This is a genomic window from Flavipsychrobacter stenotrophus (assembly GCF_002954265.1).
Taxonomy (GTDB): Bacteria; Bacteroidota; Bacteroidia; order Chitinophagales; family Chitinophagaceae; genus Flavipsychrobacter; species Flavipsychrobacter stenotrophus.
Map to the genome: position 1 here is coordinate 323,184 of NZ_PPSL01000002.1, position 19,889 is coordinate 343,072.

General features: G+C 42.9%; 22 protein-coding genes. 12 read left to right on the forward strand and 10 right to left on the reverse strand.

The window, feature by feature from the left end; all coding sequences use genetic code 11:
* Window positions 1–103: 103 nt before the first annotated feature.
* On the reverse strand, window positions 104–418 hold the full coding sequence (locus tag CJD36_RS06430) for a DUF3467 domain-containing protein (protein ID WP_105038314.1): 315 nt from the start codon (window positions 416–418) through the stop codon (window positions 104–106).
* 194 nt (window positions 419–612) lie between these two features.
* On the opposite strand from CJD36_RS06430, the gene CJD36_RS06435 reads away from it, so the two are divergent.
* Window positions 613–966, forward strand: a complete 354-nt coding sequence (locus CJD36_RS06435; RefSeq protein ID WP_105038315.1) for a carboxymuconolactone decarboxylase family protein — start codon at window positions 613–615, stop codon at window positions 964–966.
* A gap of 157 nt (window positions 967–1,123) precedes the next feature.
* Here the strand turns inward: CJD36_RS06435 and CJD36_RS06440 are convergent, their stop codons facing one another.
* Entirely contained in the window at window positions 1,124–3,613 is a 2,490-nt protein-coding gene (locus CJD36_RS06440; protein ID WP_105039031.1) for a bifunctional UDP-N-acetylmuramoyl-tripeptide:D-alanyl-D-alanine ligase/alanine racemase, read from the reverse strand.
* A 100-nt stretch (window positions 3,614–3,713) separates the two neighbouring features.
* Here CJD36_RS06440 and CJD36_RS06445 point away from each other — a divergent pair, with 100 nt between their 5' ends.
* From CJD36_RS06445 to CJD36_RS06455, 3 genes are all read left to right on the forward strand, one after another.
* A complete protein-coding gene (locus CJD36_RS06445) occupies window positions 3,714–4,049 on the forward strand; it encodes a hypothetical protein (protein ID WP_105038316.1) in 336 nt (111 codons plus the stop codon).
* A 128-nt stretch (window positions 4,050–4,177) separates the two neighbouring features.
* Window positions 4,178–5,338, forward strand: coding sequence for a hypothetical protein (locus CJD36_RS06450; protein ID WP_105038317.1), 1,161 nt, complete (start codon window positions 4,178–4,180; stop codon window positions 5,336–5,338).
* A gap of 120 nt (window positions 5,339–5,458) precedes the next feature.
* Window positions 5,459–6,448, forward strand: a complete 990-nt coding sequence (locus tag CJD36_RS06455) for a hypothetical protein (protein ID WP_105038318.1) — start codon at window positions 5,459–5,461, stop codon at window positions 6,446–6,448.
* 63 nt (window positions 6,449–6,511) lie between these two features.
* Here the strand turns inward: CJD36_RS06455 and CJD36_RS06460 are convergent, their stop codons facing one another.
* Window positions 6,512–6,724, reverse strand: coding sequence for a hypothetical protein (locus CJD36_RS06460; protein ID WP_105038319.1), 213 nt, complete (start codon window positions 6,722–6,724; stop codon window positions 6,512–6,514).
* Window positions 6,725–6,890: 166 nt separating this feature from the next.
* On the opposite strand from CJD36_RS06460, the gene CJD36_RS06465 reads away from it, so the two are divergent.
* Window positions 6,891–7,889: a hypothetical protein gene (locus CJD36_RS06465; protein WP_133162525.1), complete on the forward strand. Its 999-nt coding sequence runs from the start codon at window positions 6,891–6,893 to the stop codon at window positions 7,887–7,889.
* A 75-nt stretch (window positions 7,890–7,964) separates the two neighbouring features.
* On the opposite strand, the gene CJD36_RS06470 is transcribed toward CJD36_RS06465, so the two are convergent.
* The 3 genes from CJD36_RS06470 to CJD36_RS06480 form a co-directional block, all read right to left on the reverse strand.
* Window positions 7,965–8,921: an isoaspartyl peptidase/L-asparaginase family protein gene (locus tag CJD36_RS06470; RefSeq protein WP_105039032.1), complete on the reverse strand. Its 957-nt coding sequence runs from the start codon at window positions 8,919–8,921 to the stop codon at window positions 7,965–7,967.
* A 200-nt stretch (window positions 8,922–9,121) separates the two neighbouring features.
* A complete protein-coding gene (locus CJD36_RS06475; RefSeq protein WP_105038321.1) occupies window positions 9,122–9,622 on the reverse strand; it encodes a phosphoribosyltransferase family protein in 501 nt (166 codons plus the stop codon).
* 10 nt (window positions 9,623–9,632) lie between these two features.
* Window positions 9,633–10,892: an ABC transporter permease gene (locus tag CJD36_RS06480; protein WP_105038322.1), complete on the reverse strand. Its 1,260-nt coding sequence runs from the start codon at window positions 10,890–10,892 to the stop codon at window positions 9,633–9,635.
* Window positions 10,893–10,967: 75 nt separating this feature from the next.
* Here CJD36_RS06480 and CJD36_RS06485 point away from each other — a divergent pair, with 75 nt between their 5' ends.
* From CJD36_RS06485 to CJD36_RS06505, 5 genes are all read left to right on the forward strand, one after another.
* Complete coding sequence (locus tag CJD36_RS06485) at window positions 10,968–12,377, forward strand: MFS transporter (RefSeq protein WP_205685565.1); 1,410 nt, start codon at window positions 10,968–10,970, stop codon at window positions 12,375–12,377.
* Window positions 12,378–12,481: 104 nt separating this feature from the next.
* Entirely contained in the window at window positions 12,482–12,865 is a 384-nt protein-coding gene (locus CJD36_RS06490; protein ID WP_105038323.1) for a ribosomal maturation YjgA family protein, read from the forward strand.
* Window positions 12,866–13,055: 190 nt separating this feature from the next.
* On the forward strand, window positions 13,056–13,292 hold the full coding sequence (gene rpmB, locus CJD36_RS06495; RefSeq protein ID WP_105038324.1) for a 50S ribosomal protein L28: 237 nt from the start codon (window positions 13,056–13,058) through the stop codon (window positions 13,290–13,292).
* A 33-nt stretch (window positions 13,293–13,325) separates the two neighbouring features.
* The gene (gene rpmG / locus CJD36_RS06500; protein WP_105038325.1) at window positions 13,326–13,508 is read left to right on the forward strand and encodes a 50S ribosomal protein L33; all 183 of its coding nucleotides are present in this window, start codon (window positions 13,326–13,328) and stop codon (window positions 13,506–13,508) included.
* A 21-nt stretch (window positions 13,509–13,529) separates the two neighbouring features.
* Window positions 13,530–13,703, forward strand: coding sequence for a DUF4295 domain-containing protein (locus tag CJD36_RS06505; RefSeq protein ID WP_105038326.1), 174 nt, complete (start codon window positions 13,530–13,532; stop codon window positions 13,701–13,703).
* A gap of 136 nt (window positions 13,704–13,839) precedes the next feature.
* Here the strand turns inward: CJD36_RS06505 and CJD36_RS06510 are convergent, their stop codons facing one another.
* Window positions 13,840–14,172, reverse strand: coding sequence for a hypothetical protein (locus tag CJD36_RS06510; RefSeq protein ID WP_105038327.1), 333 nt, complete (start codon window positions 14,170–14,172; stop codon window positions 13,840–13,842).
* A 251-nt stretch (window positions 14,173–14,423) separates the two neighbouring features.
* Between CJD36_RS06510 and CJD36_RS06515 the strand changes: the two genes are divergently transcribed.
* Both CJD36_RS06515 and CJD36_RS06520 read left to right on the forward strand, forming a co-directional pair.
* The gene (locus CJD36_RS06515) at window positions 14,424–14,849 is read left to right on the forward strand and encodes a response regulator (protein ID WP_105038328.1); all 426 of its coding nucleotides are present in this window, start codon (window positions 14,424–14,426) and stop codon (window positions 14,847–14,849) included.
* A 153-nt stretch (window positions 14,850–15,002) separates the two neighbouring features.
* Window positions 15,003–15,356 (forward strand): response regulator, encoded by a 354-nt coding sequence (locus CJD36_RS06520; protein WP_105038329.1) that lies wholly within the window; start codon window positions 15,003–15,005, stop codon window positions 15,354–15,356.
* Window positions 15,357–15,387: 31 nt separating this feature from the next.
* Here CJD36_RS06520 and CJD36_RS06525 read toward each other — a convergent pair whose 3' ends face one another.
* The 3 genes from CJD36_RS06525 to CJD36_RS06535 are packed head-to-tail and all read right to left on the reverse strand — an operon-like array spanning window position 15,388 to window position 19,864.
* Window positions 15,388–16,833: an ATP-binding response regulator gene (locus tag CJD36_RS06525; RefSeq protein ID WP_105038330.1), complete on the reverse strand. Its 1,446-nt coding sequence runs from the start codon at window positions 16,831–16,833 to the stop codon at window positions 15,388–15,390.
* Entirely contained in the window at window positions 16,830–18,383 is a 1,554-nt protein-coding gene (locus tag CJD36_RS06530; RefSeq protein ID WP_105038331.1) for a sensor histidine kinase, read from the reverse strand. Before CJD36_RS06530 ends, CJD36_RS06525 begins: the two co-directional genes overlap by 4 nt.
* Window positions 18,384–18,424: 41 nt before the next feature.
* The gene (locus tag CJD36_RS06535) at window positions 18,425–19,864 is read right to left on the reverse strand and encodes a sigma-54-dependent transcriptional regulator (RefSeq protein ID WP_105038332.1); all 1,440 of its coding nucleotides are present in this window, start codon (window positions 19,862–19,864) and stop codon (window positions 18,425–18,427) included.
* Between the last annotated feature and the right edge of the window lie 25 nt (window positions 19,865–19,889).

Below are 19,889 nucleotides of genomic sequence, written 5' to 3' on the forward strand. Positions count from 1 at the left end.
AGGAAAAAAGTGCATAAAAAATAAAAGTAGAAATGCTTTGTTTGTCACTGTTTGAATAGGATACAACCGCACATTTCTACTTTTACTTCAAATTTTGTTGGAATTAAGCTTGAGCTGTAGGTGGACCAAAGTTGAACGGCATGTTCTGCTGCTCTTGTTCCTTGATGTTACCATTCTGCGCTTCATAGCGTTTTACGTTATCAATAAGTGCCTTCATCAGCCTCTTAGCGTGCTGCGGAGTCATTACGATACGAGATTTTACTTTTGCCTTAGGCACATTAGGCATTACATTCACGAAGTCTATTACAAACTCAGCGAAAGAATGAGTAATGATAGCCAGGTTAGCATACGTACCATCCGCCATTTCTTCTGTTAATTCGATGTTCAACTGCTGCTCAGGAACTTGTTGATCTTGCATGAAATTTATTGTTTTATATCAGGATGCGAATTTACGTTGTTATCCTGAGACCAGAAAGCGGCCATACATGTGGTTTATTTTAATTGAAATGCGCGAAATTCAAATTAATCAGCAAAAACAATCCTGTCAGCTGTCTGACAATTGGAAAAAGCGAATCACTTACTTTTGATCATCTGAAATAAAATCTACAACATATGTCTTTAGTAAAAGAATTTGATGAATACAGGGGTAAAATGAATGAAGTGATCCTGGGCAAGCAGAACAAGGTGATCAACCGCCTGTTCAATCTGGATACCAACACCTATGCAGAGGGTGCATTAAGCACAAAAACGAAGGAAATGCTGGGACTGGTGTCGAGCATGGTGCTGCGTTGCGATGACTGCATCAAGTATCATCTGGGCAAGTGCTACGAACAGGGTATTAATACAGAAGAGATCTATGAGATATTTGCAGTGGCCAATATTGTTGGTGGAACTATAGTGATACCGCATACACGCAGGGCGGCCGAGTTTTGGGAAGAGCTGATTGCTAATGGTCCAATGGCTTAATTACTCAATGGCTCAATTGAATTCGACAATTCGACAATTTGGCAACTTGGCAATGCTCATTAATAGTTGTGCTGTTAAAGGGAACGCAATCCTTGATAACACGTGTATCGTTTCCACCATTGCCAAATTGTCAAATTGCCGAATTGTCGAATTGAGACTACTCTTCATTAATGTACACGCGCTTTACGCGCTGCGATATGCTGGTCATGATCTCGTAAGAGATGGTATTGGCCCACTGGCCTAGCAAGGTTACAGGCAGATCATTACCAAAGACTGTTACTTCGTCGCCTTCTTTTGCCTCGGGGATGTTGGTGATGTCTACCATGCACATATCCATACAGATAGAACCTATGGTACGTGCCTGCTGACCATGAATAAGTACGTAAGCGTTGCCATTACCCAAGTCGCGGAGGTAACCATCGGCATAGCCAATACAGATGACCGCAATGCGGCGGTCATGATCGGCCATGGCTTTATGACCATACCCTACACTATCGCCTGCAGGCACATCGCGCACCTGCGCTATCATTGTTTTTAGTGTGCTTATCTGTTGCAGTTTTCCTTCCAGGCTGTGGCTGCCATCTACTCCGTACAAGCCAAGACCCAGGCGCACCATATCATAGTGTAATGAATGGTGCCGGACTATGGCCGCAGAGTTACACAGGTGACGCAAAGGACTATTAGGTAGTTCCCTCATCAGCTGGCTGCTCATATCATCAAATCGTTTTGCCTGCAGTGCTGTAAAATCATCTTCCTTCGGGTCTTCACTGGCAGACAAATGGCTGAATATAGACGCTACCTGCAGCATGGGATTGTCCTTCAAAAGAGTTATCAACTGCTCCATGTCATGCGCTTCAAAGCCCAGCCTGTGCATGCCTGTATCCAGCTTTATATGCACAGGGTAATTCTTTACCTGCAATGTCTGCGCTATTTGCACAAACATACCCAGTGAGCGGAAGTTGAATATTTCCGGCTCCAGATTCCAGGCTATCATACGGTCGAATGATGAAGCATCGGGGCTCATGACCATAATAGGCAACGTGATGCCCGACTTGCGGAGTGATATCCCTTCGTCGGTATAAGCAACCGTAAGGTAATCTATACCCGCATGCTGTAACAGGCTGGCTATCTCATAGCTACCGCTGCCATAGGCAAAGGCCTTGACCATGGCCATGGTCTTTACTCCGGGCGATAGTTCGGCACGGAATACATCAAGGTTTTGCTTGAGCGCAGCCAGGTTAATAGACATCACCGTCTGGTGTACTTGCTGTTCCAGCAATAAACCTATCTTCTCGAAAGCAAACACACGTGCACCTTTCAGCAGTATGGCTTCTTTATTAAAAGTAAGCTGATGGAAATTCTTCAAAAAATCTTCGGTAGACCTAAAGAAGATACTCCGCAGCTTTTTATACTTCCTGAACGCAGCTTTGTTTTTATACAGCGCCGGACCTATACCTATGAACCGCTGTATACCACGGCGGCTTATCTGTGCTGCAACTTCTTCATATAAGTCTATATCGGCCTTACCCATCTGCAGCATATCAGACATGATGACCGTGTGCATGAGGTGTTGCTTCTGCTGATCGAGATAACCCAATGCGAGTTGTAGTGAAGTAAGGTCAGAATTATAAGCATCATTGATGACTGTGCAATCATTTAATCCGTGCCTTAGCTCCAGTCGCATAGACACAGATTGCAGCGACATCATGCCTTCGGCAATCTCTGCCTGGCTAAGGCCCAGCAACAGTGCCACACACCAGCAGTGCATAGCATTTTCTACCGACGCGCCATCGCCAAAAGGAATAGTAACAGTAGCCTCTTCTCCTTTGTATGATGCTGTTATCTGGGTTTTGTTTCCCTGCTTGTTTATTTTGGTTACTCTCAGATCAGCATCTTGTTTGGCCGACCATGAGAATAGCTTTACATCCTGCACATGGTGCACGTAATTCACAATGCACTCATTGAGTTGGGCATGATCATGACAATAGACCAGGTGTTGTGCATGGCGGAATAAGATCAGCTTCTCATTGATCTTCTGACGGATATTTAGAAAGCCCTCGCTATGTGCTTCTCCTATGTTGGTGAATACACCTATAGTTGGCGCAATGATCTTTTCCAGTTGCTCCATCTCTCCGGGCTGGGAGATACCTGCTTCAAAAATACCCAACTGATGTTCCGGCTCCATTAACCATACCGAGAGTGGTACACCCACCTGCGAGTTATAACTCTTAGGGCTGCGTGCTATGCTGAACCTGCCGCCCAGCAATTGATACAGCCATTCCTTCACAACTGTTTTACCGTTGCTACCTGTGATGCCAATTACGGGCAGCTTATATTGTTTTCTATGTCCGGCAGCTATCTGCTGCAAAGCAAGAAGTGTATCTTTTACAAGGATAATGTTTGCACCTTGCAACTCACCAGCTTCTACGTGTCTGGATACAAGAAAATTCCTCACACCTGCTACATAAGCATCAGCAATGTATAAGTGTCCGTCTCGCAGGTTTGTTTTTATAGCTATAAATAATGCTGTTTCAGGGTGCTCAATATTACGACTGTCGGTAGCCAGTTCGTCTATCTCTGCGTTTATGTCAACATCAACGGCCAGAGCGCCGTTGCACCACTTTACTATTTGCGCTATCTTATTCATATTCAATATACCAACGGCCGGGAGAATACCCGGATAGTACATCCGCTATTTAAAGCAAATATCATAAATTGCGGGTACAATAATTCTAAAAATACCCTAAATGACCAAAGCCGAAGAATTATACCACTCCATAGCTGCGGATATACCCGACACCACCAAAAGTAAAATGTTTGGGGCACTCTGCTTAAAGGCACCCAATGGCAAAGCCGGGGTAATGTTCTGGAAAGAATACATGGTATTTAAGCTGCCTGATACAGAGCAGGCAGAAGCGTTGCAACTAAAAAATGCTAAAATGTTCACACCAATGGATGGCCGCGCAATGAATGGCTGGGTGCAGCTATCAGAAGCTCATTCCGCAAAATGGAAACAGCTGGCAGAGACGTCAATGGAGCACGTGAAAAAGATAGAGGTAAAATCTAAGAAAGCGAAGAAGTAGAATGCAATTATCTCACGAATATATTGAACCGAACTGAGCCAATAATAGGTAAATACAATAATCTTGCCTTCTCAGTCTCACTACCTTTGCAATAGCTATCGCAATAAATACTGCATACAGCCTTCTCTATGAGCAACTCTGCTTCGCAACGACAACGCAAATATCCAATCGATCTTGTTGTAAGAGTATTTCCCATTACTATAGCGGCAGTAGTACTGACAGCATTTTCGCATGTTGCACTCACAATATTTTTGGCTATAAAATTCGGCCTACCCGCAGAAGCTGCTTTCGCCTGGATATTTGTAGTTGGCATACCATTATGTTACTATGTTTATTTCATTTCAATCATTAAGTGGCAGATATGGGCGTACAATTCGGTCGAAGATATCCGTGAGCTCGACTCCATGCAATGCCTGCTGCATCAATTGTGTATTGAAGACTATAACGATAAGGAATTCTGGATGTCGAAAAAAGATATTGCGGAACGAAAGGCAATACTGGAGCGCTATTACGGACCATACCAATTCAAAGACGATGTCAATGTACCAAACGAAACTGTTGTAACAGATGTGTGGATGGGGAGCCTCTTCAATAAGGGCGGTAATCTCATTTTGAACGATCAGGGTATCGAATCTCCTAACGGCACTTATTACACATGGGAGAACATATGGGATGAAGAAGTAATTGTGGAAAATGTCATGTCAAATCAAAAACGCCATTTCCTTTCTTACAAGGTACAAGGAGAACGTATACGCTTGCCACTAAACAGACTAGGAATAGACTATATTCAACTCAAGCATGCACTTTATGTTTATAGAGTCAGGTATGATGTATATACCCAAAAAGTTGCTAACCCAGAGATTGAAAATACCAAACCGCAATACATAAACAAACCCGTTCCTTATAATGTAGGCAGCACACTCAGCTACGTGCTAGTAATAACAGTCTACAAATTTCTGAAATTGCCGCAAATAGCACGGGTTTTAATGGCATTTATGCTATTCGTTACTTGTGTCGGTGAATTTATGTCAATTGCCGGCAATCACTTTTACCATCAAAAACTGAACGAACATTATTCAGGTATTGTTACCGAAAAAAAATATTACCAGGAAGCCCATGGCGCCAAATATATAACCGTTGAAGGGCACTCTGGCGATATAAACATAAGCAACACCGCCATTTACGATACAATATCCGTTGGTGATTACATTAGCAAGAAAGAAGGCGAATTAAAACAAATTATTGTGAAAGAAAAGGATACGCTGATATTTGACGACGAGGATAATTAGTGCAATAAATATAAACTGCTGATTAGAAACCCTTCAACCATACCCTTTATATTTATCTATTTACACACCCAAGAACACCAACTAAAATGCCGTCTTTTATAGTAACCAAACATTAATGCTATGAAATCGCTCCTTACTTTGGCTGCTACAGCCTTACTGCTCACATCAGTTGCGTCTTGCAAAAAAGATAAAACAACCGCTCTACCCACACCAACCACCCCTGAGTGTTCCGCTACTATCTACGGTTACTTCGGCCCTAACAATGATTCCTACTATGGTTCCACAGGCACGTATTCTTTCGGAACATTTAACTTCTCTACGGCCGCAAGTACAGGTATTGCCACTATCAATACCCACATAAGAATTGGTGGCGGTGCATACAACACGTCAGACAACTGCTACTATACAATAGTTGGCGGATCAAATAGCCCAACGCTCTGCAAAGTAAGCACAGCTGGTGTGGTTACGTATTACAGCCGACCATCGGGCACTTATACGTACATTGGCAGCCTTATCTACAACGTTGCCACCAATAAGCTATTGGTCATTCAAAATGACAGTTCCATCAACAAGCTATCAGAAATTATTATAGGCTCAGGTACCACCTATTCAGTATCACCCGGCGTCACCATACCGGTTGCGGGATACGTTACAGAAATAACCTGCAATCCGGCAACAGGGGATGTATACGCCGTGGGTATTTCCACTGGTGTCCCCTATGACTATACTTTGTCGAGGATCACTGCAACAGGCGCTACACTTGTAGACTCGGGCAGCGGTGCAATAAGATGCTTAAGGTATAACACTACAGATAACATGATATATGGATTACACTATTCATCTACACTACCGTATGCATTGGTAAAGATAAACCCAACAGGAGGCCACACTAACCTGGCCGACCTGGCCATCAACTTCAATTCAGATTACTACTCCACTTGCCTTAATGAATGTAATGGCAGGTACATTGTATCTACGCTAAAGTACGATACCGCCGGATCGATATGGGATGAAACCCATGGTAAGATATACCAGTTTGACCTATCTGGAACACTCTTACAGCAAGATAATACACCCGGGATGTTTCAGGGGCTTGTAGTGAAATACTAGCGCATAATTCCGTTTAGATTTTTGTACCCGGGTCGTTTTTGCGATCCGGGTTATTTTTTGCCCTTACACCAACCAGATCAACAAACCGGTAGTAACCAGGGCGAAAAATCCAAACCCGACAAGACTACTTGTAGCTGTATCCTGATGGTATAGCTCTGTGTATTTTTTCCTGCATCTCCCCGCTACCCAACGGATAGCAGCACCTGTGGCTTTAAATGCGATCTTCACCGCAACTTCAATAAATCCAACCAAAAATTCTCCCAGAACCTCAAACATAACAGCATAGCACGTGTAACAATAAATATAGTAAAGCCTTAAGTTACCGAAGAACCCTCTTAAATAATTTCTAATTTGTTTAACACTTTTTCTATTAAAGCAAGTCAGGCCATATAAGAAAAATCGGTTCTCTGCGTTAGTATAAAATACAATCACTAACCGCACTATGAAGTACGCCGTTATTATTCCTGTTTTACTCCTGTTAACGTTATCTTGTAAGAAACACCGACCCACAACACCTGTTTGTCCCGTTACATTGATTGGCTACAATGCGCTACCCGATACCGGCACTGCTTATCCGGCATTATTCAGCACGTATGGAATAGGCACAATAGATCTTCCGGGTGGGGTTACCGGCAACCTTGCATCTTTATCCCGATCGATAAACAGAAAAACATCAGGAGAGCACTATCAGGGCGCATACAACACTTCCGACAATTGTTATTATACATTTATAGACTCGGGGTCACATCCCAGGCTATGTAAAATTACATCGAGCGGGGTAGTTTCTATTTATCAATGCATCACAGATTCTGTAGTATTTGAAAGCCTTGTTTATAATGCAGTGACCAACAAATTACTGGCACTAAATCATGGACTGGCAGATACCCTGGTAGAAATAACAACATCTGGAAGTAGTTTTTCATACACACCAATTGCCCAGCTTGCTAATGAAGAGGTTAGATATAGCTCTGCAACGGTAGACCAAACAACCGGCACCTTGTATGTCGCGGCCAACTTCTATACACCATCTTGTTACAGAGTGCTGAAAATTGCGCCCGGGGCGGCTACGTTTAGTATGGTCGACTCCCAGTCGTCGCAACTACTAGATGCCATTGAATACAGCAATACAGACCATATGCTTTATGCATTCAGACACCTCCTTAACCCTGCGCAAACACTGCTCTATTTTGTCCGGATAGATCCTGCCGGCGGATCATCAACTGTGAGTACTTCCCCAATAACCATCGGCAGATATTTTTCATCAACCTTCGATCAATGTAATAACCGGTATATTGCTTCAAATCAAAAATACACTGTTACCGGAAGTTCCATTACGTGGTCTTCCGACAGCAGCGCAGTACTGCAAATCGATCCGTCTGGTAGTCTCGTTCAAACAAATTATCTATCAGGACTGTTTCTGGGCATTGCAGTAAAACCCTGACGCGGATCAAAAAGAAATGCCTGCTGTTGGCAAAGACCGACAGCAGGCATTGTATAATTGTTATTACTTTATTTTTTACATCCCATAATATGCCACTATCTCCTTCACCTCACTATTGCGCATACCACGATACATGCCGGCTGAGTTGAAACAGAATTCGTATTCGCCCTTCGCATTTACAGCTATCAGTCCACCTTCACCACCCATCTTTACCAGCTTATCTTTGATCACCACATTACATGCTTCCTGCAATGAAAGACCGCGATACTCCATAAGACAGCTGATATCATGAGCAACTACCGCACGCTGAAAAAACTCACCATGACCTGTGCATGATATAGCGCAGGTAGCATTGTTGGCATAAGTACCGGCACCAATTACCGGGCTGTCACCAATACGACCAAAACGCTTGTTGGTCATACCACCGGTAGAGGTACCACCGGCTATGTTACCATACATATCGCAGGCCACTGCACCAACCGTACCAAACTTATGTCCTGTATTAGGTACTGCACTACCTTTCAGGTTGTCACCCTTATGATCCAGCTGAGTAAAGTCGGTATCGCGTATCTCTACCCACTGGTCGTAGCGGCTTTGGTTAAAGAAGTAACTATCTGGTTCCATCTGTATACCCTGGTTGCGGGCAAAGTCTGATGCACCGGCGCCACTAAGGAATACGTGACCGCTATGCAGCATCACTTCCTTAGCCAGCATTATAGGATTCTTTACATGGCGCACACCTGCTATTGCACCTGCAGCCAGGTTACTGCCATCCATTATGGCAGCATCCATTTCATTCAGTCCCTTCTTAGTAAATACCGATCCGCGACCTGCATTAAATATCGGGTTGTCTTCCATCACTGCTATAGATGCAGCAACTGCATCCAGCGCTGTGCCATTGCTTTTCAGCACATCATAACCGGCATCCAGAGCGGCTTTCAGGCCTTCGGTGTACTGCTGTTCCTGTTCCGCATTCATAATAGCCGGGGTTATGTTGCCCGCGCCGCCATGTATAACTAGTGTAAAAGACATTCGTGTGTTGTTTGTGTGTTTAGCCTCACGCCGCATCTCCAAACCAGCCAGTCGGCAATCATGGTAAAGCGAGGTGTTATTCTATATTGTTATGTCGCCCTTTCAGGGCTACCCCTTTTTCGTTTGTTCTGCGAGGGGTTGAAACCCCTCGCTATTTATGTCGCCCTTTCAGGGCTAATTTGTGTTAGTATATTTATTTGTTATTGCAGATAAACAGACGTTACCTGTCCATCTTCTATTTCCACTTCTATATGCTCTTGTAATGTAGTGGCTATAGAAAGTCCTACAATATCAGAAGCTATAGGGAATGATTTATGACGGCGGTCTACAAGCACAGCTACCATCACTTTCTTTAGATCATAAGAGAGGATGGCGTGTAGCGAGTAAGTGACCGTTTTACCAGAGTTGGCCACATCGTCTACCAATATTACAGACTTGCCGGTAAGATCTTTGTCTATCTCCAGTGCGTGATTAAGCGGCTTCTTTTTATTAATAGTAACAGAGATCACTTCTACCTTCAGCGGGCTGATCTCGCGAAGCAATACGGCAAGATTATCCGCAATAACTTTACCACCGCTTTCTATACCTACCAATGTCAGATCCTGCTCGTCGCTGTTATGCTCCCATATCTCATAGGCCATTCTGCGCAGCTTATGCGCTATCCTTTCTTTATCCAGTATTTCTACCTTTTTCTTCTTCATAATAATCAAATCAATTTGACCGTATCGCTACAACAGGATCCAGATCAGAGGCTCTGATAGCCGGAATAATGCCTGATATAACACCAACTATGATAGATATACCTACCCCTATTGAAAAATTAACTATCGACAAAACAACATCAATATCCGCCAGCTTCGATACCAGCAAACTTAATAAAAGAACGATCAATATTCCAATCAGTCCGCCTATAAGGCACAACACTATCGACTCCAATAGAAACTCAGTCAATATAGAAGCCCTGCGGGCGCCAATGGCTTTCTTCAATCCTATTATTTTGGTCCGCTCCTTTACGGTTACGAACATGATATTGGCTATGCCAAAGGCACCTACCAACAGGGAAAATCCGCCTATCACATATCCTACTATGTTGATCTTATCAAACATGCTGTTGAGCAACTTAGATATCCCACTCAGTTGATTGACCGTAAAATCATTGGGCTGATCGGGTTTTATCTTATGCAGGCGCCGAATGACTCCTGTCACCTCATCTTTAACCTCGGCAAGATTGGCTTTGTTATAGGGTTTCACCATCAGGCGCGGCTCATACTGCAGCGACTTTACATCAATAAGAGCAGAAACGGTATTGTAAGAGAACAACATGCCATTGTCAAAGTCAAAGTCGGCCATGTTCTGCCCTACCTTCTTCATCACGCCAATTACAGTAAACTTACGCCCCATAACAGTAATAGACTTACCAAGTGGACTCACCCCTCTTTGAAACAACCCAAGCGCGACTTCACTACCCAGCACAATTGAGTTATTACCACCCTCCAGTTCTGACGCAGTAAAATACCTGCCCTGTGCCAATTCTATATTCTGGATCTTATCAAAATCTGTATTGATAGTATAAGCTCTTATGCTGCTCAGCTCGGCATCGTTATATTTTACTGTAAGGTTCCTTACCGGCAGGCATAGTGTGGTTATTGCCAGGTTGCGTATCTGCCCGTTTATAGCATATACTTCGGTCTTTGTCATGCTTGGGCGGCGCCAGTACTCCCACCATTTATATTCCCCGTCTTCCATACCCGGCCATGGCCAGCGGCCCACGTAGAGCACATCGCTGCCCAGGGTTTCTACATTCTTCTGTATCATGCCCCTGGCACTATCCAGTGCGGTAAGCACAGCAATAATGCAGAAGATACCAATAGTGATCCCCAGCAGAGATAAAAAAGTACGCAATTTATTTACCCTCAGTTCCTGTAGGGCCTGTACTATGCTGGTTATTACTATTTGTCCAATATTGTTCATCGGGGAGAAACAAAAATAGCGGTTAATATCTGATTATCGTTCCTAAGCAATAAATTTGCCGCAACAAAATTCTCCTTGTTGAAGCCGGTAATCAAGAGACTGACCAGAAGAAAAGCGATCACAAACCCCATACAGGAGAAAACATACTTCCTCTCTTTACTACTATTATTAAGAAACAAGGCCCTCAGATTTCAACTTTTCCGCCGCTACCTGCTCCTCAGATTCACCATAATACTGGCGCTGAATATGCAGAGCACCATAGTCAGCTACTTTGTTTACCAGCTTACCTACAACCCTGTTACAAAAAAAGGAGATGCACTGGTACTTGGCCTTATGGGTTTATGGGAGGTGATACCCGCCATAGGCTTTTCACTATTCTCCGGCCACTTTGTAGACCTGCTGGAAAAAAAGGGGCTCATATTAAAATGTATCATCGGCTACCTTTTACTTACTGTCTTCTTCATGTCGCTCGCTTGGCCGGGGGCACATACAGTTATCTCCAGGCACTATATCATCTGGCTCATTTATGCGGGCATATTTGTTGGTGGCGCGCTGAGAGCCTTTCTTAGCCCGGCGTCATTTGCCCTCATGGGTATGATACTTCCCCGCAAACTATATGCAAATGCGACGACCTGGAGCAGTACTGCATGGCAGTCAGGCTTTGTCATTGGGCCGCTGCTGGGTGGGTTTCTTATCGCCGCGTCAGGTTTTCATGGTAGTCTTATTAGTGTGGGGGCAATTGAACTGATCTCCCTTTTCGCCATTATTACTATACCTGTGCAGGCCATACTAAAGAAAGAAAAAGAACCGATCCTAAAAAGCCTTGGTGAAGGCCTGCGCTTTGTTTTCAGTACACAGCTAATACTGGCAGCCTTGTCGCTCGATATGTTTGCGGTATTGTTTGGCGGCGCTGTGGCACTGCTCCCCGTATTCTCTAATGAAATATTAAAGACAGGCGAAGTTGGTTTTGGCTGGATGCGCGCTGCGCCGGGCATTGGTTCAATAGCCATGCTGATGCTGCTATCGTTCATGCCGCTGAAAAAGAAACCGGGCATAAAACTATTGTTATCTATAGCCGGATTTGGCATTACTACTATATTATTTGGCCTGTGCGGCAATATCGCCGATACTACTATATTGGGCACTGTATTCGGCTGTAATATATCGTGGGCCTTCCTGCTCGCATTCTTTATGTTGTTACTCGGTGGCATGTTCGATGCGGTTAGTGTGGTCATTCGCAGTACCGTACTACAGCTGTATACCCCCGACAATATGCGTGGCCGGGTAGCTGCTGTAAATACCATGTTCATCAGTTCTTCTAATGAACTGGGCGCTATGGAAAGCGGCATTACCGCCAGGTGGATGGGTACGGTACCGGCTGTGGTCTTTGGTGGATGTATGACGCTGGCAGTTGTAGGGTTCACATACTTAGCCGCTCCAATGATGAGAACATTAAAACTGACTCCGCCTAAAGAGAAAGCATAAACCCGCACCTACTATTCGATCCTTTCAACATTTCTTTTGCTTCCATTGATCATTTCTCTTTCTATTTCATTTTTTAGATTAACTTTGAAATACAAAGTACTTTTATGACTTTCAATTTGAAATATTTCCTTTGGGCAACAGTCCTGTTTATTACCGAAGTATTTATAGCAGCATTTATGCACGACGACTTCATTCGCCCCACATTTGGCGATTTCCTGGTGGTGATGCTAATGTATTGCGGCTTGAAAAGCTTTATAAAAGCCGGTTACCGTATTATGGCTATTGCCGTGCTGTTCATTGCTTATATAATAGAGGTAACACAGTACTTTCATCTCATAGTGCACTTTGGCTTGCAGCACTCCCGCCCCGCCCAATGGATACTTGGGAGCGGCTTTTCGTGGGGCGATATGCTGGCTTACACGCTGGGTGTTGGTTGCATATGGCTTATTGAAAGCAGGAGGAAAACAACGCTGGTTCAGGCCGGATAACCAAAGTATATTTGCACCGTTGCCGGTTCTTTTTGCCCTTTCTGAATTTCATTGATGGTTATTGAATATTTTTCTTACATTTGCATCCCGTTCAACCATATATAGCGGAGAATAAAATTTTATTTTTCATGGTTGCGGTTTTATTGATATTTTTTTACTTACCTTTGCAGTCCTAAAAAAATTAAAAATCATGGCACGTGTTTGTCAGGTAACGGGTAGAAAACCTGTTGTAGGTCATAAAGTTTCTTTCTCTAATAAAAAGGCGAAACGTCGTTTCTTCCCTAATTTGCAGACTAAGCGTTTCTTCATAGCTGAAGAAGACCGTTGGATCACCTTAAAATTAACTACAGATGCTATCCGCACTATCAACAAGAACGGATTGAATGTAGTGTTGAGCGAACTTCGCGAAAAAGGTATTAAACTATAATTTTGTTACGTTAAATAATTCAAAGCTTAAAAAATGGCTAAAAAAGGAAACCGCGTTCAAGTTATAATGGAGTGCACCGAGCATAAAAACAGCGGAATGCCCGGAACCAGCCGTTATATTACTACTAAGAATAAGAAAACAACTACAGAACGCCTGGAGTTGAAGAAATACAATCCTATTCTTAAGAAAGTAACAGTACACAAAGAAATTAAGTAATCAATTTAAAATATTTAAGCGATGGCAAAAGCAGCTAAAACCGCGATAAAGAAAGACCCGAAAGCGGCAGCAGAAGCTAAAAATTACACTAAAGTAATTAAGGCAGTACGCAGCCCTAAGACCGGAGCATATACTTTTAAAGAAGGTATGGTGCATAAAGATAAGGTGAAAGACTATTTAGATCAAGTAAAATAGCCGCCCCTCTAAGCCCAAGGGAACATCTATAGCCCCCAGGACTTATAAACTATATTTAAAAGCCACCCTTACAGGTGGCTTTTGTTTGTTGGTCTATTACCAGGCAATGTTTATTATCAGATAACATAGCTGCATATCAGGCGCGCTCATCTGCTTCCGCCTGGTCGTCGTCACTCATGGTGTCTTCTTCGTCCCAATCGTCATCTTCTTCAAGTGTCTCATCCATTTCTTCATCGGCAGTTTCACCTTCTTCGTTCCGGTTAGAGATCTCCTCGTTATTTTCGCCCGCTCCTGCCGATTTAATCACACTGCTGCCACGGGTGGTTCTTTCCCGGTAGTCGGTCTGTGTACCACTAGGCACCCTATCCCTGTCAGGCTGTTGATTCGCGCCCTGTTGCTGCGGCACATAGCCTGTTTCAGTCGTCCCTTGCTTATTCAGCTGTTCTTTGTTTTCTGTTTGCGTTTTCATGATTGTTCTTTTTAAAATACAATCCCAAAGCAGCTAACATCATGCCGTGGCACACCTATAGCCCGTAACGGTCAGTGCCACATTCACTGATCCTGGCCTCTCTTTTTTACGTTCATAATTATCCGGCCTCGGATAAATTTCTGTAACAGAGATATTTGCGGGAACAAATGTTTAAAACGACCAACAACATGGCCAATAATACACGTTGAAACAATATTTTTATATACCTTTATTTAACAGCAGTAAAGCCAATGGAAGAGATATTTATCCTGATTGCAGAAGATGACGCGGATGACCGGTTTTTGTTGCAAACTGCATTTGAGGAAAATGGGTATAAAGACAAGCTACATTTCGTAGAAAATGGGGTAGAGGTGCTGGAGTATCTGCATACGCAATCCCAAAACGGGCAAGCCGATAAAATGCCGAATTTTATTCTTCTTGATTTAAATATGCCTAAGAAGGACGGCAGGGAAGTATTAAAAGAATTAAAAAGCAATCCCCTTTACAAGAAAATTCCCGTGATTATTTTCAGCACCACTAATAATGAGCAGGAAATGAGGCGGTGTTATGAACTGGGAGCTAATTCTTATATAACCAAACCAAATAGTTTTGAGAATTTGATCAAGACAGTTGCCGTACTAAGAAGCTACTGGATACACACTTCCATCTCTCCTTAGTGTAATGGCATTGTTTTTGAACACAAATAGTTACTCTAACAACTACGAAAGAAAATTATCAGATAATATAAAAATAGAACTACCTGAAAATCATTATTTTAAAGTGTTGTGAAATTGGGCAGTGAATGATAATCTGGTTTTAACAGCAATAATATGTCAGTTGAGAAAAAAATACTAATAATAGATGATGAAACGGATCTGTGTCTTTTACTAAAAGATTACTTTATACGAAAACATTATAATGTCTTCCTCTCACATACCTTGTCTGAAGGCAAGAAAATATTGAATGAAGTAAGGCCCGATATACTTTTCCTTGATAATAATTTACCCGATGGTATCGGCTGGAGCAATGCCGCAAGCTTTGCTACTTCTTACCCCTCTACTTACATAGTACTAATAAGTGCCTTTCACCCTGAGATACCTGTTATGCCGGAGCATACAAGATATAAAGTACTGGAAAAGCCCATTAGCCTCAACGATCTTGATATGCAACTGGCATTGGTATAAGGTATGGTAATGCACATAACTAAAAGAACATTTACCCGGCCAGCGGAAAGCTGATAGTAAACACTGTTCCTTTACCCAATTCTGATGTAACCTCTATAATAGCTTTATGCGCCTGTAGTATATTCAGGGTAAACGTCAGCCCCAGACCTACCCCATTCCTCTTTTGGGTAAAGTAAGGCTCAAATAGCCTGGATATATTCTCCTCGCTTATGCCCGCACCATTATCTGTAATAGTAAGAATAGCATATTTATCGTTGTGGTCAATATTGATCACCAACATACCTTCCCCTTCAGCCATTGCCTCTATTGCATTGATAACAATATTCAATAGCGCCAGTTTCAGCTTTTCTCGGTCGGCCATTATCTCCTGCATCTCGTCAGGATAGTTCACATGCAGCTTCATGTTTTTAAGCGTAATGCGGTCTATCGATGCTGAGATCACATCATCAAGCACATTCTGCAATACCTCGCGCTGTAGCGTATTTTCAGCCGGGCGAGATGTGTATAGCAACTCACTGATGAGATCACTTATGCGCTTGCTGTTGCGCTGTATGATACTCATATATAGCTCCATACTTTCATCTTTAATATAATGCTGCATTTGCTCTATAGACAGGGTAATGTTATTGAGCGGGTTGCGCACCTCATGCGCTATGGTGCGCACAAGCCTGCCTGCTGCAGCCAATTTTTCTCCCTGCAGGTTTGCTTTCTCTATCTTTTTAAGATTGGTAATGTCGTGTATGATACCTTGCACATAGCCGCTTTCCGTCTCATTCTGCTCCATTGTCACAGACAAAGTACATTGCTTCTTTTCGCCGTCTTTGGTGTTCAGCAATACTTCCCAGTCATTAACACTGTGTCGGTGTGGCAGAGATTGCAGCAGAAATTTTTTATGCTGAGACTGATCGATAATATCTCCCAGGTTGGTACCTAACATCTCTTCTTTTGTAAAACCCAGAAGATTGTAAATAGCCGAATTGACATCAATGAAATTAAGGTGAATATCAGTTACGAATACCACATCTTTCGACTTCTCAAAAATGGTTCTGTACTTACGCTCATTTGCCCGCAGTGCCTGCAGGGTAGCCGCACGCTCCACCGCATATCTTATGCAGCGTTCCATCTTCTCTACCGTAAGCTCCGTTTTTATAAGGTAGTCTATAGCACCATATTCCATGGCTTGTATATCTACCGCATAATTACCTTTACCGGTAAGTAATACTATAGGGTTGTCGCAATTATTTTGCTTGGCTTCTTTTAAGAAATCAACTCCCGATTTGGCCCCCAACCTGTAGTCAACAAAGAAAAGATCGTGCACACCACTCAGCAGCTTTTTTATTCCTTCGTTGTAATTTGGGCACCAATCAATAATAAAAGTATTACCCGGTATAGACCGTATAAAATCGCTGGTGATAATGAAATCATCCTCATCGTCATCAACAATAAGTATACGGGCAGTTTTGTGTTTCACGTTCATAATAGAGCTTTCCTTTTTTCAGGGATAATAAAAACAAATTTCGACCCTACATCAAGGGTACTTTCGGCATAAATAACACCATTATGGTGCTCTGCAATTTTCTTACAAATAGCCAGCCCTATACCCGACCCCGGATATTCCGATTTGCCATGTAACCGCTGAAACACATTGAATATCCTATTCGCATATTCTTGTTCAAACCCAATACCGTTATCTGTGATCTCTATTTTATAGTATACCTCATCTTTATTCAATTCATACTTTGCTTTGGTCACCAGGTTAGCTTCCGTAGCCTCTATGGTTATAACGGGCGATGCATCTGACTTACGGAATTTGATGGCATTGCTAATAATATTGGTCAGTAATTGCTTCATCTGGGTAGGAATAGCATCCAGCACCGGTAGCTTACCAAACCTCAGGTGTGTGCTTGTTTCCTCCACAACCAGTTCCAGATCCATTTTCACTTGCCTGGCTACAACATTCAGATCCACCTCAGAGAAGGGCTGCTGTGCATTCGAAATACGGGAGAATTCCAGCAGGTCGTTAATGAGCATACGCATGTTTTCTGCCGATGCTGTCATTCTTGACAGGTATAAAGCACCCTCACCTGTCAGTACATCTTTATATTTTTCAGATAGCCTGCTGCTGAACGTAGTAATTTTTCTCAGCGGCTCCTGCATGTCATGACTGGCCACATAGGCAAACTCTTCCAACTCCTTATTTGAATTATAAAGCATTTCCACTTTACTTTTCAACTCATCCTCTATGTTGCGCTGGCGCGTTACATCACGAAGGCTACCAATGAATTTCACCGGTTCACCGGCTTCATCTTTAACCAGGCGACCGAGGCTATGTACTATTTTTACATTTTTATTCTCAGTTACTATCCTGAATTCTATATCCAGCTTCCCCTCGCCTTCTAAAACTGCTGAAGTGGCCTTCGCCACCCATTCCCGGTCATCGGGATGGATGAATGATCCTGCATATAGCTTATTGATATCACCTACAGAAGGATCAACTTCGTAGATACGATATACGCCTACCGACCAAAATGCTTTATCCACACCTATCAGCCATTCGAAAGTGCCGAAATCTTCACTCTGAAAATGCTCGAAAAACAACTCGCGTGTTTCAAAAGAAGTAAACGGCAGATCCCATTTTGAAAGATCCGGCTGTATAAGTATTTTATATAGATTACCATATTTGCCATCTACGTCGGCAATTGGCGACACAAATAAGTAGTAAGATTTTAGTCCTTTCAACCTGCCATTTAACTTATAAATGGTGTAGGCTGTGCTTGTATACACATTTTTTACAGATTGCATATGGTATTTCAGCCTGTCTTGCTGATAGATATCCATAAGGTCTGCAAAGTAAATATCATTCTTGCTGATGTCGTCGTTCGAATAACCCAACTCGTGCTCGAACAGGTTATTGACGAAAACGATCTTTAGATCGTTTTCCTGCACTATGGCAACATATCCCGGACCGGCGGCCATGATATGCTGCATAAAATTAAGATCTTGTATGATCGGTACTGTAGGGGTCATGACTACTATTTATTAGTTCAACTAAAAGAAACATAACCTGGTTATTCCACGTTAAATTCTTTGAATTGTTTCATCTTATTATATAGTGTCTTCCTGTCTACATTCAGCAGCTTTGCCGCCTTACTCTTATTGAAATTCACCTGTTTCAGGGCATTCAGTATCACTTCATACTCTGCATCCATATTGGCAGACTTCAGCTTATTTTCAAATGATCCCTGGTTATTGGTTCCCGGTTGGGTATTGTCCTTTTTTACCGCCGGCGCCGGCAATTCAAACTGTAGCTTACTGAAATTACTTATCTCAAACGGCAGTGACTTTGCCTCTACCAGATCTCCATCTGTAAGCAATGTAGATCGCTTAACCACATTCTTCAGTTCACGCAGATTACCGTACCAAATGTAGTTGTTGAATATATTGGTAACCTCAGCAGAAAAGCCCTTTACATTTTTACCCAACTCGGCATTAGTAACGTTAAGGAAGTGGTGAGCAAACAACATAATATCATTGGTACGATCACGTAGTGCTGGCACATCTATACTGAACTCATTAAACCTATGATACAGATCTTCTCTGAACTTGCCTGCCCGCGCAGCATCCCAAAGGCGCTCATTACTGGCCACTAGTATACGCACATCAAGATCTATATCTTTTATACCACCAACACGCCTTATTTTACGCTCTTGCACTACTCTTAGCAGCGATACCTGTATGTCATAAGACAGGTTACCTATTTCATCCAGAAATATAGTTCCTTCATTGGCCAACTCAAGGCTGCCTATCTTCTGATTCAACGCACCCGTAAATGCACCTTTCTCATGGCCAAACAGTTCACTACCGGCAAGCTCTTTAGATAAGGCACCACAATCTATTGCCACAAACGGCTTGTTAGATCGTTTGCTCTTCTGGTGTATCTGTTGCGCTATTGCCTCCTTACCACTTCCACTCTCACCGTATATAATAACGCTGAAGTTGGTAGGCGCAACAAGGTCTATCTGCTTAATGATAACAGCAAACTCAGGACTATCGCCCATTATGTATTGACCGGAGTTTGTATTCTTTGCCTTGGCACTGCTGGTAGTTGTACCTGCTGCCGATGGCTTAGCCACCACTTTATCTTTAGGCTCATCCGAAAGAGCTTTCTTAATGGTCAGCAATATCTCATCGGGGAAGAGCGGCTTGGTCACGTAATCAAACGCGCCCAGTTTCATTACTTCCACAGCATCTTTTACATCGCTGTAGCCCGTTATTATGATCACTGATGCCGCGGGATGTGCTTCTTTTATCTTTCCCAGCAGTTCAGTACCGGTCATATCATCCAGCCTGAAATCACACAACACCAGCGATGGTGTGTTCTTCTTCATCCAGGCTATCGCATCCTGCCCACTATTGGCCGTAGCAACAGTATATCCGTTACGTGACAAGAACCTGCTCAACAGCAGGCACATGTCATTATCATCATCTACTACAAGTATATTGTGCATTGTTCTTTATTGGTTATAGCTAGCT